Origin of the sequence: Aureimonas frigidaquae, from assembly GCF_001463905.1 — a bacterium.
Lineage (GTDB): Bacteria > Pseudomonadota > Alphaproteobacteria > Rhizobiales > Rhizobiaceae > Aureimonas > Aureimonas frigidaquae.
Genome location: NZ_BBWR01000017.1, coordinates 199266 through 216787 on the forward strand (window position 1 = coordinate 199266; position 17522 = coordinate 216787).

Consider the following 17522-nt stretch of genomic DNA (forward strand, 5'->3'; position numbering starts at 1 on the left):
AGCATCAGATGCCCATTCGGACCAACCGAGCGTACAACGACCCTAGCATCGGCGCGGTGTTCTCGAACATTGCATCCATGTTCGCACCGCCGAGCGCGTCGGACACGTATGCGTACGCGAAGGCAAAGGCGGCCTCCGAAGAGGCGGCGCGGATCCAGGACTTCTACGCCGGCGCGACCACGATGCCGCAGCAGGATTTCGACCGCCAAGCCACGGCGCTCGGCATTTACAATCCGACGCAGAGCTGGCGCGCCCTCGACATGGGCGACGCGACGGCGCGGTACGGAGTAGATGCCAACGCCGCGACCTCGCGGGCGAACAACGCCGCCGACAATCAGCGTGCGCTGACCGAGCGTCAGATGATGGAAGCGGCCGCGATGGATCGCCAGAACGCACTACCTGTAACCCTTAACCCAGGCCAGCGTGCATTCCTTCCGGGTCAGACAGCTGCTGCTACAGGGCTCGGTGTTCAGCTGGAAGGTGCGGCGCAGGCGCTATCCACCGATGAGGTGGTGGCGGCGGCAATGGGCAGCCTGCCCACCGCCGACCTGCAGCAGTTCGCTCGGGATAAGTTCGCACCATCCGAGACGCAGGTGGCCGGCCAAGACCGGAGACGACTAGTCGAAAACGGTACTCTCTCCGAACAAGACCTGATCGACGCTATTGTCGGCGATAACACTCCCGTGCGCGCCATCGGAGCAGATGGGGCTCCTACCTTCATGAGCCCAGGCGCTGCGGTTCGAACCGGCGCGCAAGCTGCGCCGAACAATCCGCTCGTCCAGGTCAACAACGGCGATGCGCCCGACGGCAAGCTTCGCGACAAGCTCGACGAGGCCGAAGGCAAGCGTTGGAGCGATCTGCAAAGCGCAGCCGTGACGGCCTCTGGGCTCAATCAGGATCTGAGTATCCTGGAGGGGCTGGTCGACAGCGCCCCACAAGGTCCTCTTGTCGGGCGCCTCGCAGAGCTGTTTCCCGAAGCGACTACCTCGAGTGCGGCATGGCAGGCGGTTGTCAGTCGCGCAGCACCAGGACTACGCGTCGAAGGGTCAGGCGCGACAAGCGACATCGAATACAATGGCATGCTGCGTTCGCTGCCTCGGCTTCGCTACGACCCTGAGGCGAACCGACTGATCCTGGAAACGATGAAACGAAAGGCGGATATCAATATGCGCCGCGGCGAGATTGTCTCCGGGTACCAGAACAGAGAGTTGGAAGCTGAAGACGCACGCCGTCAGCTGGCAGACCTTAACCGGCTGTCGATCATGACACCGCAAGTCAAAGCAATGATCGAAGCTGCCGACCCCGGGTCCGCCGCGGAAGGCGGCGCAGGCGCTTCCACCTTGGCAATCGGCACGATCGAGGACGGCTACCGCTACCTTGGCGGAGATCCTGCCCAATCCTCCAGTTGGAAGGAGATACGCTGATGGCAGGCCCATGGGAAAGATACGGCGTCGAAGCGAGCGGCACGTCCATGCCCTCGCAGAAGCCTTGGGAGCGGCGCCAGCAGCCGAGGCTGGAAGGTACTGGCCAGTTCGGCGGCGCGGCGATGAACGCCACTGCCGGAGCGAATGAGGCGCTGTATGCGATTGCGGGGGCGCCGGTCGACGCTGCCCGCGGTATCCGCAATCTCGCAGCTCGCGGCATCAACGCGACATTCGGAACCGAGATCGAGCCGTTGGCGCCAAATGTCGGCTTGGGCTCGCGCGGTATCGCCGAAACTCTTGGTGCAATCCGCCCGGAACTGGATCCGGCGAACACCGTCGCCGATGGAATGGGTGACCAACTCGCCCGCGGCGCGGGAGCTGGTGTTGTCGGCGCCGTCGTCCCGGCCGGCGTCTTGGGCGCGGCCAATCGCGCTGGTATGCTCTCCCCGCAGGTGGCACAGACTGCGACTACCATCTTCGGCCCATCGAATAGTCTCGGCCGCGTTGCCGCAGACGCTGTTGTCGGCGGCGCTGCAGGTGCCGGTGCGGTCGCGGGCGCCGATATGGCGCCCGATGGCTGGGAGCCGGTTGGCGCGCTTGCGGGAAGTTTCGCTGCGGGCTTGCCGGCTGGTGCAGTTGCCAATGCCCCGAGCGCCATCGCGCGGAACCGCGCTGCAGACCAAGCTGTCGCCCCAGTTGGCATATCGGGCCGCACGGCTGCGCAGATCAGCCGGGAGATGGAGCGGGATGGCCTTTCGGTGTCAGCCGCCCGGCAGCGCGCCGCGCAGATGGGCGACGACGCCATGTTGCTTGATCTGGGCGACAATCTCGGCCGCGGCACGGCGGCGATGGTGACGAAGCCCGGCGAAGGCGCCGCGACCGTTCGCCGGCGCTTAGCCGACCGCCAGGCAGGCGCGCCGCAGCGCATCGCAGACGCAGCCGACACGGCACTTGGCCCGGCTCGCAATATGGCCGAAACGGTGGACGATCTGATTAGAACTCGTTCCGCTGCTGCTGAACCGTTGTACCGGGGTGCACTGGATCGTCCGATCGAATGGAACGATCGAATGCAGCAGTTCATAGACGAACCGAACATTCGCCGCGGGCTGCGCGATGGGGTCGAGATACAAAGGCTTGAGGCCCTCGCGCGAGGGGAACAGTTTAATCCCCTTGATCTTCGCATTGCCGGCTACGACGAAGCGGGAGATGCGATCATCCAGGGCACGCCGAACATGCGGACGCTCAATGCGGCGAAGAAGGGGCTGGATCAGCAGATCGAAACCTATCGCGATCCTACCACAGGTAGATTGGCCTTGGACGAGCGCGGCCGCGCTTTGGTAGAACTGCAATCATCGTTCATTCGGGCACTCGACGACGCCAATCCGGAATACGCGGCAGCCCGCCAGGCATGGTCGGGCCCCACACGCGTCCGCGATGCGATGGCCCTCGGTCAGGACGTCTTCAGCGCGTCGACCAGGCCGGACGATCTTCGGCGCCGCCTGAGCTCGATGACGGATGCCGAGCGTGAAGCGTTCCAGATCGGCGCGCGTGACCAGCTGGCCGAAGTGATGGGTACGGCCCGCCGCGACGCGTCCGCAGCTCGAGCTCTGTTTGAGAAGGGGTGGAACAGAGAGAAGCTCGGCCTTGTCCTGGGCGATGATGACCGAGCTACACAGTTCCTGCAGACCCTTCAGAATGAAACGGCCTTCTCTAATCGCTCGAACGCCATCACGGGCGGTAGCGCGACAGCTGAGAGGCAATCGCGGGGTCTGGAGTATGAAGGCAAGCAGGATGTCGTTCTGAACGCTCTCGACCCTGCTACCGGCTTGTGGGGCGATACGAAGCGCACAGTTGGTAAGGGCGCCGATGTGCTTCTCAACCGCCGTAGCGCCGGTCGCGCGGAGCAGATGCGCACTGAGTTCGGAGACGCCGTGTCCCGCCGGGGGCCGGAGCGAGACGAACTCATCGACGCCATTTTCGGCTACGGCCGCGCCCAGGTAGCACCGCCGACGTTAGATCCGCAGGAGTTGATCCGGGCGATAATGGCAGGCGCTACAAGTACTTTGATCACACAGCCGTGATGCAATTCTGACAGGTAGTCTGCGGTATTAGGTCCGCGTGCTATGGGTTTTGTCTGCGAATAAAGTCGGCAAACAGCGGTACTGTGAAGTCTAGATAGCCGTGATCGGTGCTATAGATCATGCCTTTGAATATAATGCTCGCTCGAACAGGTCCTAGAGATCTGGGATCGCGACCCATTGCCCGCGCTATGTCAGAGAATTGGTAAGGCCCATCACCCAAGGATGCCATTGAGTTCACGAATTGCACTTCTGCTTTGGTAAGTCTGTCCAGACGCACTCGAAAAAATCCGTCGTCTAGGGAGCGAACAGTTTCATCGTAGGATGAGACTACGTCTGTAGCGTCGATTTCGGGCCCCGGAGCATTGTTCCAAGCGAATGAGGCAAGTTCTTGAAGAAAGAAAGGGTACCCTTTTGTCCTATCAATGATCTCGTGTAGGCCATCCTCAGAAATGCTTGCTCCCTCATCAATGATTGGCTTCTTAACAGCTTTTCCGGCGGCTTGACTATCGAGCGCACCGACCGCTGGATAACTGAATAGCCTTTCTGCGTACGATTTGGCATCTCCCGCAAGCCGTGCAACCTGCGGAAGTCCGGCTCCGACGAAGATCACCGGCAGCCCGTCTTGAGACATTCGATGTAGCGCAACGATAAGGCCAGCAAGATCCTTCTCAGAAAGATATTGAACTTCATCGATCAGTAGCAGCCAGCCTTTGCCTGCAGCCTGTGCCGCTCTACCAATCTGACCGAAGAGGTCGGGGAGATCATGCTGAATATCCCCGCTCTCGGCTAGGCCGGCTTCAGGAGCAGGCTCAACACCGAATGCAAGTCCACCATATTCAATTTTGAAAACTGCCGCGAAATTACGTAAACCGCTCAGTGCTCGTTGAGCGTACTGCTTGGCGGCTTCAGTGTTAGAGAGTGACCGAGCTACCTTCCGCATCTCCGGGTAAAGAAGGTTAGCTAATGTCGTTCTCTCGGGCGCCTCAACCTTCGAAACCAACAATCCTTCGCTCTCGGCGATCCTGCCGATTTCGCTTAGTAGAACCGTCTTACCCGTTCCCCTCAGCCCAAGCAGCATCATTGAGCGAGCGGGACGCCCCTTCAAAGCCCTGCCACAGGATATCCGAGCGTTCTCGAGGATCGTATCTCGTCCGGCTAATTCTGGAGGGCGACTTCCAGCCCCAGGCGCAAAGGGATTTGAAAACGGGTCCACGTCGCATTCCTCGTTAAACGCTACAAATGTCTAGCACGCACTAGCGATTTATCCTATCCTTTTGTAGTTTTTAGTAGACTATTAGCGGTCTAGCTCGGCTGGGTCAGCTGGTACGTTTTCTGCGGTGCTCCATAGGAACAGATGCAGTGGGGCGTTCGTTCGAGAACCGGTGCGCGTATATTGCCAATGTCGCTAACAGTGATCGCCGTGTGAAACTCGCATCACGGTCCAGTCGCTTGCGGTAGTACCAGGTCCGTCATGCTGAGCTGTGACGGAAACGCGGCAAACCTGCACGGTCGAACGAGACACGGCTGGGATAGTCCCGATTGACGACGCCACATTATTGAACCCAGCACCAACAGCCTGGTTGTTGTATGTGCGTGGTGCGGGCGTGTAAGCGGGCAGTGTGGTCGTCACCGAAACTGGCGACGTTTCGAATACGAACATCCGCCGTCCCGGCTCCGCATCGTAACCATCGACCAATCGGAAAGCATTTTGCTCGGTGATGAAGTCGGCCACTGTACGACCCTGATACGATGCGAGCGCATTGCCGATTGCGGCCTGCTGCCCAGCTTCGTACTCGGCGCCGGTTTGGCATCCTGCCAGAGCCAATATACTGATCGCAAATGCAGCAGGCGATCGGACGTTAGACTTCCTGGCCATTCTTCACCCCCTTCGATCCAACGTCATCTCCTGAGTTGCCGAAACAGAAACCAGCCCACGCTTCCATCATTGCACGCCGCTTCTCCAAGGCATCGCCTCGGCGATAGGCGCGCTCGGTAGCATCTCCGACGAAGTGTGCAAGAGCGCTGCCAGAACGCTGTCTGATGTCGTTGGACCAGATCGCACCCGAACGCGCACCGTCGCATAGGCGACAGTTCGAGCTACAGACCGTATGCCTTCATCAGATTGCACCGCCACGGTGCGCTCAACCTGCGGCGGCCGTTCGATGACGGATGGAGCCGCGAAAGCGGCAGGACGAGGGCGCGGGGCGCTCGGTCTCGGCTCTTACTCTCCAGAGCCAAGCCAGAGGAGGCCGAACACACCAGCGGCAATCCAACCAAATGTGCTCCTTGTCTTCCCCATCCGATCCCCCAAGACCGGACATTGTTTCATGAAACGCTACGCGGCGACAATCAGCCTTGCATACCGTCCCGAAATCTGGCGTGAGGAAGCGACCGCGTCGTGGCTTTCAGGCAACGCGTGTGACAGTTCAACCGAATGCGAAATTTGTAATTGCGGTCGTTCTAATGCCATTCTTGACTTAGCCCAGCGGCTGAAGAGTGACCTAGTCAGCGGGGTTTCCTAATTATGGTGTCAATTAGGTCGTTTGCGAGTGCTTGATATTGAGCCGCAGGAACAGCTCTTAACTGCGCGCCTTGCGCATAACGGGTGAAGGCCTCCGCAAGCTCAGCAGCTGACCACCCTGCGTCTAACGCCTCACGCTCGATCTGCAGAACAATGTCCTGAACGATCCTTGCACATTCAGCTCGGCGATCGTTCTCATTTGCCGTCGGACTGGGTATCGGCATCGGACGCACTCCTGGATGCTATCCTGCGTACCCTAGCATCGTTTGATCGGCCGCCGTCACTCTCTTTCGATGCGGCGGGCATCTGTTGCGATCCCTTCCATTGTTGAGAACAGCCCATCGGTCAGTTCGTTATGGTACCGCTTGAGGTAGTCCAGGACGTTTGCGTTGCCGAGGAGCCGGCTTATATAGCCTTTGGCCACCACCAGCGTCAGCATGGTCTCACCGTGCGTGTCCTCAACTTCCTTGTAGTCCGCGTTCAGCTTTTCCATTTCGCGCTCCATGCGGGCCAAATCGCTTGGTGCGATGCCGTGGATTTTCTGGCGCCCTTTCAATGGTTCGAGCTGTTCCGGCCGGGTGGTAGCGTAGATCATCTCAACATACTTAAGAGAATAGATGTTTGCAGCGATCATCATCTCGGCGGCTTCGATCTGGCGCATTGGCTTCATCTTGCGGAGAACCGCAAAAATTGAACGGTTAGCCATCTTGTTTTTCAGCATCTCGGCTACTTCGGGTGCGATGCCTTTAAGAAGATTTTGGCGCTCTCGAATGCGATCAACGTCCACCTCGAGAGCAGCGGCTATACGCTCCCGCGGAACGCCGCGCTCAATGGCAGTGAGGATCATACGATGCTCTTGGATCGCACTTAGTCTAGTGATCTGACGGTTGTACGTGAAAGCCTCATCGTCCGTTGCTACCAGGCATGGAGCGGCGGTAGAGTTTAGTATCTTCAGAGCCTCTAACCGCATGTGCCCGTCTAGGAGTATGTATATGTCCTCGTTTTCCCCCTCCTGCGGATACACAGCGAGGGGCTCCACAATCCCAACTTCCCGTACGGACGCGAGGATGGTTCGAAATTTGGACGCGAACTGAAGATCTGCAGCGAGGGCCTTCGTTGGCAGCAGTTTCGCTAGTGGGATCGTCAGTATCTCAGGCTTGAAGGCCCAGCGAACACCGGTCATGTCTGCGCCTCCAACTGAAGTCGCTCCGATAGTGCAGCTGGCATTGTCTCAATGCCTTCGGCTCTAAGCACGGTTCTGAAATGCTCATCCGCCATCAAACGCCGCACGGCGGAAACCACAAAGAGCAAACGGCTTTCGCTGATTTCCGCCTTCTTCACCGCCATGCGCTGCCGTCGCACTTCGCGTTGATATGTCTGCAGTAGTCGATTTGCCGTAAGCGGAGTGGCTGCTTTGTGCTTCCACCTTTCGTAGTTCCGGCCCACCATCCGCCTCTGATCAATCAGTCTCCGAACCTTCAGAAGCTGATCGCCCTTCAGCAGACCATCCTGGTATGCGTTCATCATGATCACCTGCGTACCTGCATCGTCCACCCGAGCGATGTCACAGGCCAACCGCATGGGAAGCCATCCCTGCTCAACGGCTCCAATCAGTCGCGCCTCGCCGGCCTTTAGCAGCATAACAATTCCATGGATGTATGACGTGGCGAGGCCGGTTTTCGCCGCGATCTGAGTGCCGGTGTAACCTCGCTCGTCCAACGCGCGGATTGCACCCAGCAAATCCCCGCTCTTGTGGCGACGCCGTGCCAGGTTTTCGACGAGGCTCATCAGATATCGATCTGCCTCCGAGGCCTGCACCACAGACGCCGCGATATGGGTCTCGCCAAGCGCCTTGCAGGCCTCAAGCCGACCCTGGCCGCAGATCAGATCGTAAGCCTCGTTCCGATCCCCGGCTCGAGCTCTCGAGACCGTAATTGGCCGCTTAAGCCCGACTGTAGAAATGTTCTCAACTAATCCAGCAAACACTTTCTGATTGCGGGTTCTTGGGTTTAGAACATGCACTGACGCGATAGGCACTAGGAGAATGGATGATTGCCTGATCGGCTCATCGATACGCATCAGCTAACCTCCCGAAGCGGAGTGCGGGATGAAACGCGACCTAAGAAATCTAAGCTTTCAAACCTGTACGCGTCCAAGCCGGCCCCATTGGCTTCCTTAAGCTTGAGATGCTCCGTGGTCATTTCCACGAATGGAAGAACGAAGTAGTCCCGTGCCTCGGTGTTCGATTTGTCCATTCGAACTGCGACTGTCAGATCAGGGCAGAGAACAGTATCAAATCGCACCGTCCAGCGTGACGCGCCGCTGGGTAAGGTGTTATGTCTGCACAGCACCAACGAGATCGCCAACTCGCTGTTAACAGACAGTAGACCGGCTCTCATCTGCTGGACGGTACCGCCAGAGCGGACAATTTGGCCTATGGCTGAACTGACGACTGATGGATGCATCTCCCTCAGCCGGCGATTGTCTGCCAGATACGCCAAATCTCGCCCAGTATCGTATCCGATAAGCTGATAACTCGTGTGAAGGCTGCCGAACCGCCGGGCGTAACAGCTGCTGGACGGAGCGTTTTCTTCTTCGTCGATGATCAGGCCGGACAACTGCCCGCGCCGGAGCAGTATGTCTCGAAGCACAGCTAACATCTCATTGTCTGAAAGGCGTCTATGACGCTTTTCGATGATCCGCTGAACGAGCTCGAATTGGTCACGGGTCACGATCGCCGTAAAGGCGTCGGGCTCCTCGATCCAAGCCTCCCTCGGGTTTTGCTCCGACCTGCCACCGAGCTTTGAAGACCTCCGGTTCCAAACGTTGTCGCCAACATATTTCGGATTTACGAGGATCTGATGCACCGTGCCGCGCGTCCAATGCCTCCCTAGGTCAGTTCGTATTCCCAGTGAGTTTAGGTTAGACGCGATATCGCTCTCGAGCATTTTGCCACTGATGAACGAACTGAAGATCCATCGGACCCGTTCGACTTCGTCGTCAGGCCCTGGTCGAAGAATGACCCTGTCGGTCTGTAGGCTTTTCCTTTCGCCATACCGAAGCTCCTGTTTGAACGCTCCGGTTTCGTCGAGTAGTGTTCGCCTTAACCCGAAGCCCGCGTGTCCACCCTGCCGGAAGCCTTTCCGAATGAGATTTGCCTGTCCCAGGAACACCTTGACTGAGAGCTCTCGGCTGTACTCGGCAGCCATACTTTGCTTGACGACCTTTTGTATCTCAGATCCGATGCTGCCGTCGTTTTCAAACTGCTCGGCGCAGTAGCAGACATCGACACCCTGACGTCGGCAAAGAAATTCGTAATACGTGCTCTCGCCGACGTCTTGGAAACGGCCCCATCGCGATATGTCGTAAACCAAGACGACAACGAATTCGGCCTTGCCTGATGATACGTCTCCAACGAGTGCCTTCAGGCCACTCCGACGTTCAATCGTTAGACCACTCTTGCCAGCGTCCTGATAGGTCTTAACAATATCCAGGTTATGCTGCTTGGCGAATGTTTGGATCACGCCAATCTGGTTCTCGGTGGAGTATCTTTGGTGCTCGGTTGACATGCGGACGTAGCATGCGGCCTTTACCGGCCGCCCATCGTCTGTTTTACGCCATGTCATTCTGCGCGGAGGCATCCTCAGAACTCTCCCATTCGCATCTCGATTGCCAACAGCAAAGTGCAACAGAGACGGAATGCTATATTGGAGGGATGGAAAAATGCTGCCGAAAAACAGCAAGTTCATTCCGGTGACGCCGGATGCATACGCAAAGGCGGTTGGAGTAGCGCTGGTCAATGAGATCGGGGACAGCCACCGCGCGTTGAAGCTGGTTCAAAGGTGGACGGGAGCATGCGAACGGACCGCTACAAACTGGCTACATGGCGATGTCGGGCCGCGCGGACATCATCTGGTGTCATTGGCTGCAAACTCTCCCGAAGTCCTGACAGTGCTTCTCCTAATGGCGGGCCGTCGGGAAGCCGTATCGTCAGTTCGACTATTCGCTCTGAGGGACGAAGCGGAACGCTTTGTGCGCCTGGTCGACGGCTAGCGTAGAAAGCCGTCACGAGTTCGCAATGTTCACCACTTGTTCTCAATCCGGTGTCGCGCCATAAGGTGGGTATGCGTCGCCCATACAGATCCCTGCCTGACCTTGCTGAACGACTGGAGGCGGTCGCGAGGGCACAGCACAATGCGGTGTTAAGCCCAGAGACAACGATGTTGGTCGTCGCAGCGCTTCGAGCATTCTCCGTTCACCCGGATCGAGATCAGATCATGTCAGCAATCTGCCGAGACCCGGAAAGGTGCAAGCACGGCTGCTTCACGTGCATGGGAGCTGCGAACTCGATCATGCGTATATACCAAGGCGCCAAACCCGACGATCGATCCATTTTTGCCCGCAGACGGTAGTGTGTAGGGTGAACCCACGTCATTGATGGGGGCTTTCGTGATCGACTTGGATAAGCGGGCGGAGTTTTTGGTGACCGTGCGAGCCGTCATCCAGGCCCGGATGAACGATGCAGTCGCTAACGCACCTGCGGACCTGAAGATGGACGCTGCGAAGGTTTGGGCCACGGCGCTGGCCGAGGCAACCGTTGTCGCCAACCGTTTGCCGGATGATCGCTCACATCTCAGATGCGCGCTTGAATTTATGGAATTCTTCGATGGTAGGGCAGACTGGCAACACGAATGGATCAGGTTGCCACACAGGTTAGCCTTCGAAGTGTCCTTGGATCCCGGCGACGAGTTGATAGACGGTGTGTGGCAGCCGATTAACCGCTCGTGGACAGGGCTCCCGTCTGGCCAGAGCGCCACGCTTAAGGTCCTGGATCTCATCCGCCGCTACGGGCCAGCAACGACCGAAGAATTGCGACGCCGGTTTCCCGAGATCTCCGGTCAGCGGTTGGCCAGAGCCCTTCGTGATCGAGAGGCAGACGGGTGGCTCCAGCGCGAAGGCCCCAAAGGGCCGGACACGCTATGGTCAGCAACAGAGCTGCTTACGGGCTCAATGCCAGACGGCAGTAGGGCCTGGACCCCTCCACCAGTCAAAGAGCCATACCAGCGTCCGACACTGGAAGAACGCGAGGCCGAGCTGGCGAAGCGGCCCGAAACGAAAAAGATCCTGGCCAAGCTTCGAAGGGTCGGCCAGGCGACCGCCGCGGATCTTCGTCAGGTTGCCGGCATCAAAGCGCAACGCTCAGGACTATCTCAGCTGCAGCGTATGCAGAGGGCCGGCTGGATCCGCGCAGTCGGTGCCGGCAGGGCCAGGGTGTGGGAGCTGGCCGAGCAGACGCCGGAAGGCTGACGCTACCGATCGAGAAAGCGCGGCCTGATTAGGAGTGGCTCTGCCTCAATGCGGCCGAAGACACGGTCCCGCACTATCCGTAGGAGAGCGGCATCGACGGCCGCATCATGCCAGCCGGCCGCTACAGCCGCATCGCCGATATCGTTGATCGCTTGGTCCAGTGCTTGTTCGCACTCGAACGCGTAGTCGGGATGATCGTCGAGGAGGTGAGGCGGCTGTATCATCCCCATAGCATACTGAGCGAGAATGCGGGCTGCCAGCAACCAGAAGTTGTGTCAGCCCTTTTTCGCCGCGCGAACGAGCGCGCAGTTAGGCTTGGAGGGTCTCATGGAAGAAACGGTTCACGTCGCAGGATCGGTACGACCGTACACGACAAAACAGATGGGAGACGCTTGCGAAATGCTAATCGCGGCGGAGCTAACCCTAGCGGGTGTGCCGGCGATGAAGGCACCGGACTTTTGGCCCGGGTACGATGTCATTGCCCAGCCCGTGGATCGGCCTGCTCAAAGGATTTCCGTCAAGGCGCGGACACGCGCCAACGACACGAAGGCGTTCCGCTTTCACGCCGAAGATGCGTTCGATTGGATCGCGTTTGTTCTCATTCCCGCGACAACCGATGAACGTCGTCGTATTTTCATAGTGCCGTCCGATATCGCCCGGACTGTCGCATCGAGAGCTGAAAGTGGTCGTCAGCGAATGACAATCGCGCGTGTCATCCGCGAATTCGGGCAGTTCGAAAACAATTTCGCTCTGCAGGACCGCGGATCGCTCGATTGACGCTAACGAACCTCGCCGGCTTCGTGTGAAGCGGCAAAGCCATGTCGCAAGCATGTCGCACAGAATTGCCGCAACCCAGCTGAAAACCCCACAAACCATGGATACTGAGTGCGACAAGACGCGACACGCCAAACCAGCCAAATACCGCCTAAGTGCCTGTTCTTATTGGTGCCGGCTACAGGGATCGAACCCGTGACCCCCTGATTACAAATCAGGTGCTCTACCATCTGAGCTAAGCCGGCCCTGCGCGCGCATCTAGCATAAGCTGGGCAGGCTTGCATCCTGGAAATGCGCCGTGCCCGTTCCTTCTTGTCTTCCCGCCGCAGCTATCGTTTGATCGGAACGGAAAGACAGTTGGGCGATCGGAAGAATCGCGTCGCGTGGGAGGGTCAATTGGATCGTCGTCAGTTTCTCTTGAAGTCCGGCAGCGTGGCCGGTGGTGTCGCGGGCGGGGTGGCTTTGGCGGCGCCGGCCGTTGCGCAGGAAAGCCCGAGCATACGCTGGCGCCTGACGTCCAGTTTTCCCAATACGCTCGACACGCTCTACGGCAACTGCCAGCTCTTTGCGCGGACCATTTCCGAATTGACCGACGGGCGCTTCCGCATCGATACCTTCCCGGCGGGCGAACTCGTTCCCGGCCTGTCGGCGCTGGATGCCGTCAGCGACCAGACGGTCGAATGCGCCCACACCGTCCTCTACTATTATGTGGGCAAGGATCCGACCTTCGCGATCGGCTCGTCCATTCCCTTCGGCCTCAACGCCCGGCAGCAGAATGCCTGGCTCTATTCCGGCGGCGGCAACGAGGCGATCGACACCTTCCTGGAGCCCTATTCCGTCGTGGCGCGGCCCGGCGGCAATACCGGTACGCAGATGGGGGGCTGGTTCCGCAAGGAAATCAACAGCGTTGCCGATCTTCAGGGTCTGAAGATGCGCATTGCAGGTATTGCGGGGCAGGTTCTCGCGCCGCTCGGCGTCATCGGGCAGCAGCTTGCCGGTGGCGATGTCTACCCGGCGCTCGAGCGGGGGACGCTCGACGCCACCGAGTTCGTCGGGCCGTATGACGATGAAAAGCTCGGCTTCTATCAGGTCGCGCCGTTTTATTATTACCCTGCCTTCTGGGAAGCGGGGCCGACGGTCCACTACGTCTTCAACAAGGCCAAATACGAGGAACTGCCGCAATCCTACCGGACGGCGCTCGATACGGCCGCCAAGGCCTGCAACATTTCCATGCTGGCCGATTACGACGTAAAGAACACGACGGCGATCCGCTCCCTCGTCGCCAAGGGCGTACAGTTGCGTCCGCTGCCGCGTGACGTGCTCGATGCAGCCTATGATTCGGCGCAGGCGCTCTACCGGCAATTGGACGAGAGCAATCCGCGCTGGAAGGCGATCTACGATCCGTGGAACACATTCCGCTCGCAGAGCTTCGAATGGTTCCGCGTCGCCGAATATACCAACGATACCTACGCCTATTCGCGGCAGGCCTCCGGCCAGTAGGCGAGGCGGCCGTCGGCCAACCGCAACGGCTTTGTGACAGGGGCTCCGCGAGGTGATCGCGGGGCCCCTTTGTCATTGGCGCCTAGCCTGGTGCGCCGAAACTCGGCGGAGGCGGGGCGCCGAAGCTCGGCGCCGGCGGCGCACCGAAAGTCGGGGCGGGTGGTGCGCCGAAGGAGGGTGCGGCCGGCGCGGCGCCTCCTGCTCCCGGCATTGGGATATCCAGACGGATATTGGCCGGGTCCACCACGGCTTCCGGGGAGATGAAATAGGTGACTGACTCCGGCCAGGCGATCAGCACCGCCACAAGCACGAGCTGCAGGCACAGCCAGGGAATGGCGCCGAGATAAATGTCCGACGTGCGGACCTGCGGCGGCGCGATGCCGCGCAGGTAGAAGAGGGCAAAGCCGAAGGGCGGGTGCATGAAGGATGTCTGCATGTTCACGCAGAGGAGCACGCCGAACCAGATCAGGTCGATGTTCAACGCCTCCGCCACCGGCACCAGAAGCGGCACGACGATAAAGGCGATCTCGAAGAAATCGAGGAAGAAGGCGATGAAGAAGATGAAGATGTTGACGAAGATCAGGAAGCCGACCGCGCCGCCCGGTATGTGTGACAGGAGGTACTGGATCCAGTGGCCGCCATCCATGCCCTGAAAGACCAGACTGAAGACGGTCGCTCCGATCAGGATGAAGACCACCATGGCGGTCAGCCGCATGGTCATGGCCATGGCTTCGCGAATGAGCTGCCAGTTCAGACGACGGTGCAGCGCTGCCAGCAGCATCGCGCCGATCGACCCCATGGCGCCGGCCTCGGTGGGCGTGGCGAGCCCCATGAACATGGTGCCCAGGACCACGAAGATGAGCGCGAGGGACGGCACCATGGCCTTGGCCACCCGCCACAGAAGCGGCCAGCCATGCAGCGTTCGCGCTTCCGGCGGCAGCGGCGGCATGGCGTGCGGGCGCAGCCGCGACATCACGAAGATGAAGGCCAGGAAGATCAGGATCTGCAGGATGGAGGGGCCGATCGCGCCGGCATACATATCGCCGACCGAGCGACCGAGCTGGTCGGCCAGAATGATCAGCACCAGCGATGGCGGGATCACCTGCGTGATCGTGCCGGACGCCGCGATGACGCCCGTCGCCAGCCGCATGTCGTAGCCGTAGCGCATCATGATCGGCAGCGACACGACACCCATGGCGATCACCGATGCCGCGACGGTGCCGGTGATGGCGCCCAGCACCGCCCCGACCAGAATGACCGCATAGGCAAGGCCCCCCGGCAGCGGGCCGAAGAGCTGTCCGGACCCTTCGAGAAGATCCTCCGCAAGGCCGCAGCGCTCCAGGATGGCGCCCATGAAGGTGAAGAAGGGAATCGCCAGGAGCAGATCGTTGGAAATGGTGCCATAGAAGCGCAGGGGCAGGGCGCCCAGAAGGCTCGGGCTGAAATGCTCGTAGACGATGCCGAGCACGCCGAAGAGCATCCCCACCGCGGCCAGCGAGAACGCCACCGGAAAGCCGATCAGAAGGAAGACGATCATGCTGCCGAACATCAGCGGCGGCATCGGTCCGTATTCGAACATACGCAAGAACTCCCTGGCGGACGCGCCCCGTGGCTACTGCAGCGGCTTTTCGTAGCGGGTTTCGATCTCGGTCAGGCCGCGCAGCGCGGCGACGCGCTTGATGAGTTCGGACAGCCCCTGAAGAAACAGAAGGGCAAAGCCGAGCGGCAGTGTCGCCTTGGCCGGCCAGAGGATCAGCCCCCCGGCATTCATGGAGGTTTCGCCCGACAGGAACGAGCGCAGGAAAAACGGCCAGCAGAGCCAGAAGAGGGTTCCGATGACGGGAAGATACAGGATCAGAAACCCGGCAATGTCGACGTATAGTCGCTGGCGGGTCGTCAGGCTCGCATAGATCAGGTCCACGCGGACATGCTGGTTCAGCTTCAAGGTGTAGGCCGCGCCCAAAAGCACCATGCCGGCGAACATGTACCACTGGATTTCCAGCATCGCATTGGAGCTGACATGGAAGAGGTAGCGCGACAGCGCATTGCCGGCGCTGATCAACACTGCGGCCAGCACCAGATAATCCGCGATGACGGCAAAGCCGGCATTGATGCGGTCGACCGCGCGCGAAAAGGCGAGCAGGATTGGCATGACGTCCCCCCGTTCCGGGACGCGGCCCGGCATGACGCCCCTTGCGGCGAGGCTATTTCCCTGCCGAATGTTCACGCAGAAACGCGCAATGTCCAACGCTTAGCGGGTGCTGGGGCGCAAAATTCAAGGGAAGGGTCGATGTTTTGGCCGGAACGAATGTGGACGCGGCGACGCGGCGGATCGAAGGGCAGGCCCGGCTGGTCGAGACGCTTGCGCAGCGGCTTGCCTTCGAGCTCCTCCTCCTGCGGCGCATGCGGGCGAAGGGGGATACGGCCGCGTCCTGCGGCGGCAGGCTGACGCTGCGCGACATCCGCCTGCGCGCGCTGGACCGTCAGGCCCGCGGCGCTGTCGGCCAGGCGGCACGCTTATCAGCGCGCGGCGAGGTGCTTTCGCGCGGCGTAGAGTGAGACAGCCGCCGCGTTGGAGACGTTGAGCGAACGAATCGCCCCCGGCGCTTCCAGCCGGGCGAGCGCATCCACGGTGGTTCTGGTCTTCTGCCGCAGGCCCTTGCCCTCGCTGCCGAGGACGAGTGCGATTCGGCCACCGGAGAATGTCGGCTCGAGGGGCAGGGGGCCATCGGAATCCAGGCCGATGAGCTGGAAGCCCCTGGCTTTCAGATCCTCAAGCGCTTCGGCCAGATTGACCACCTGCACATAGGGGATTTCTTCGAGCGCGCCGGAGGCCGCCTTGGCCAGCACCCCGGATTCCTGGGGCGAATGCCGGCTCGTCGTCACCACTGCGCCCGCGCCGAAGGCCGTTGCCGAGCGCAGGATGGCGCCCACATTATGTGGATCGGTCACCTGATCCAGAACAAGCAGAAGGTCGGCACCGGCCGCCTGCGCCAGGCCGCCATTCGCGAGCGGCTCCGCCTCCAGGAGCACGCCCTGATGCACCGCATCGCTGCCGAGCTCGGCATCGAGCGCGCGGGGTTCCACCAGTTCGAAGGGGCAGGGCAGCGAGGCGGGGTCACGCCCGAGCCGCTGCAGCGCGTTGCGCGTGGCCCGAAGCCGAATCAGCTTGCGCCGGGGATTGTCGAGTGCCGCGAGCACCGTGTGCAGGCCGTACAGGCGCACGCGGCCGTCGTCCTGTGGCACCGCCTCCCGCTGCCGGTCGCGATGGGCGCGCCGGAGTTTGGCGTAATGGGTATCCTTCGGGGTGTGGCGCGGGTTCTCGGTCATGCTGGCCATGTACATGATCGGCGCTCAAAGCGCGACGGGCTTTTGCGGCGGCATGCCGAGCCCGCGGTGCGGTAGGGCCCGCAGGCTTCCCGGAACTTCCTGGGAATTGCATGACGGTGTGTTGACAGATGCGCCTGGCCTCTCCATAACGCCGCCCGAAGCAGCGGGACGGCCTGGCCGAAAAGCAGCTTCGACGCACACGCTCCCAAGCGGCAGAGCCTGGAGGGATGCCCGAGTGGTTAAAGGGGACGGACTGTAAATCCGTTGGCTTAGCCTACGTTGGTTCAAATCCAACTCCCTCCACCACTGCCGCGGGAGCATGCGCGTCTCGGACTGTCGCGGGTATAGCTCAATGGTAGAGCAGCAGCCTTCCAAGCTGAATACGCGGGTTCGATTCCCGCTACCCGCTCCACTTCCGCTTGCAAGGTAACGATAGGCCCGTGGCCCGGCGCGACGAAGCGCCCCAGGTATCGGTGCAGGCTTCCATCTTTCAACGGCTTTTGCGCGGCGCGCTTGTTTTTCTTGTTTCAAGCCTATATGTCGCGCCGCAGTTCTCACAGAGCTAAGCGTCAGGAAACCGATAAA

At 60.3% G+C, this 17522-nt stretch carries 13 protein-coding genes, 3 tRNA genes and 1 pseudogene; 8 read left to right on the forward strand and 9 right to left on the reverse strand.

Going from position 1 to position 17522, the window contains the following annotated elements; genetic code table 11:
- Window positions 1-8 precede the first annotated feature (8 nt).
- On the forward strand, window positions 9-1424 hold the full coding sequence (locus AUL30_RS17050; RefSeq protein WP_062229094.1) for a hypothetical protein: 1416 nt from the start codon (window positions 9-11) through the stop codon (window positions 1422-1424).
- A complete protein-coding gene (locus AUL30_RS17055; RefSeq protein ID WP_062229095.1) occupies window positions 1424-3505 on the forward strand; it encodes a hypothetical protein in 2082 nt (693 codons plus the stop codon). Before AUL30_RS17050 ends, AUL30_RS17055 begins: the two co-directional genes overlap by 1 nt.
- Window positions 3506-3545: 40 nt before the next feature.
- On the opposite strand, the gene AUL30_RS19550 is transcribed toward AUL30_RS17055, so the two are convergent.
- The 5 genes and pseudogenes from AUL30_RS19550 to AUL30_RS17070 all read right to left on the reverse strand — a co-directional run bounded on the left by AUL30_RS19550 (window position 3546) and on the right by AUL30_RS17070 (window position 9652).
- Window positions 3546-4718 carry an ATP-binding protein gene (locus tag AUL30_RS19550; RefSeq protein WP_083508019.1) on the reverse strand — a complete coding sequence of 391 codons (1173 nt, stop codon included), beginning with the start codon at window positions 4716-4718 and terminating at the stop codon, window positions 3546-3548.
- 646 nt (window positions 4719-5364) lie between these two features.
- Window positions 5365-5529 (reverse strand): annotated as a pseudogene (locus tag AUL30_RS20170) (integrase); the annotation flags it as partial.
- 777 nt (window positions 5530-6306) lie between these two features.
- Window positions 6307-7209 (reverse strand): plasmid partitioning protein RepB C-terminal domain-containing protein, encoded by a 903-nt coding sequence (locus AUL30_RS17060; protein WP_062229096.1) that lies wholly within the window; start codon window positions 7207-7209, stop codon window positions 6307-6309.
- Window positions 7206-8105 carry a plasmid partitioning protein RepB C-terminal domain-containing protein gene (locus AUL30_RS17065; protein WP_062229097.1) on the reverse strand — a complete coding sequence of 300 codons (900 nt, stop codon included), beginning with the start codon at window positions 8103-8105 and terminating at the stop codon, window positions 7206-7208. Before AUL30_RS17065 ends, AUL30_RS17060 begins: the two co-directional genes overlap by 4 nt.
- The gene (locus AUL30_RS17070; RefSeq protein WP_202814524.1) at window positions 8105-9652 is read right to left on the reverse strand and encodes a recombinase family protein; all 1548 of its coding nucleotides are present in this window, start codon (window positions 9650-9652) and stop codon (window positions 8105-8107) included. Before AUL30_RS17070 ends, AUL30_RS17065 begins: the two co-directional genes overlap by 1 nt.
- Before the next feature lie 823 nt (window positions 9653-10475).
- On the opposite strand from AUL30_RS17070, the gene AUL30_RS17075 reads away from it, so the two are divergent.
- Complete coding sequence (locus tag AUL30_RS17075; RefSeq protein WP_157070264.1) at window positions 10476-11333, forward strand: hypothetical protein; 858 nt, start codon at window positions 10476-10478, stop codon at window positions 11331-11333.
- 327 nt (window positions 11334-11660) lie between these two features.
- Window positions 11661-12110, forward strand: a complete 450-nt coding sequence (locus AUL30_RS17085) for a hypothetical protein (RefSeq protein ID WP_157070266.1) — start codon at window positions 11661-11663, stop codon at window positions 12108-12110.
- Between the two features lie 166 nt (window positions 12111-12276).
- Here AUL30_RS17085 and AUL30_RS17090 read toward each other — a convergent pair.
- A tRNA-Thr gene (locus AUL30_RS17090) sits at window positions 12277-12352 on the reverse strand.
- A gap of 151 nt (window positions 12353-12503) precedes the next feature.
- On the opposite strand from AUL30_RS17090, the gene AUL30_RS17095 reads away from it, so the two are divergent.
- A complete protein-coding gene (locus AUL30_RS17095; RefSeq protein ID WP_062229102.1) occupies window positions 12504-13607 on the forward strand; it encodes a TRAP transporter substrate-binding protein in 1104 nt (367 codons plus the stop codon).
- An 82-nt stretch (window positions 13608-13689) separates the two neighbouring features.
- Here the strand turns inward: AUL30_RS17095 and AUL30_RS17100 are convergent, their stop codons facing one another.
- Together AUL30_RS17100 and AUL30_RS17105 are read right to left on the reverse strand one after the other, a co-directional pair.
- A complete protein-coding gene (locus AUL30_RS17100; RefSeq protein ID WP_062229103.1) occupies window positions 13690-15186 on the reverse strand; it encodes a TRAP transporter large permease in 1497 nt (498 codons plus the stop codon).
- Between the two features lie 33 nt (window positions 15187-15219).
- On the reverse strand, window positions 15220-15759 hold the full coding sequence (locus AUL30_RS17105; RefSeq protein ID WP_062229126.1) for a TRAP transporter small permease subunit: 540 nt from the start codon (window positions 15757-15759) through the stop codon (window positions 15220-15222).
- Window positions 15760-15902: 143 nt separating this feature from the next.
- Here AUL30_RS17105 and AUL30_RS17110 point away from each other — a divergent pair, with 143 nt between their 5' ends.
- A complete protein-coding gene (locus AUL30_RS17110) occupies window positions 15903-16166 on the forward strand; it encodes a hypothetical protein (RefSeq protein ID WP_062229104.1) in 264 nt (87 codons plus the stop codon).
- On the opposite strand, the gene AUL30_RS17115 is transcribed toward AUL30_RS17110, so the two are convergent.
- Window positions 16128-16937, reverse strand: coding sequence for a TrmH family RNA methyltransferase (locus AUL30_RS17115; protein WP_062229127.1), 810 nt, complete (start codon window positions 16935-16937; stop codon window positions 16128-16130). The two genes, AUL30_RS17110 and AUL30_RS17115, sit on opposite strands and share 39 nt — an antisense overlap.
- Window positions 16938-17158: 221 nt before the next feature.
- Here AUL30_RS17115 and AUL30_RS17120 point away from each other — a divergent pair.
- Both AUL30_RS17120 and AUL30_RS17125 read left to right on the forward strand, forming a co-directional pair.
- Window positions 17159-17243, forward strand: a tRNA-Tyr gene (locus AUL30_RS17120).
- A 32-nt stretch (window positions 17244-17275) separates the two neighbouring features.
- A tRNA-Gly gene (locus AUL30_RS17125) sits at window positions 17276-17349 on the forward strand.
- The last annotated feature ends 173 nt before the right edge of the window (window positions 17350-17522 follow it).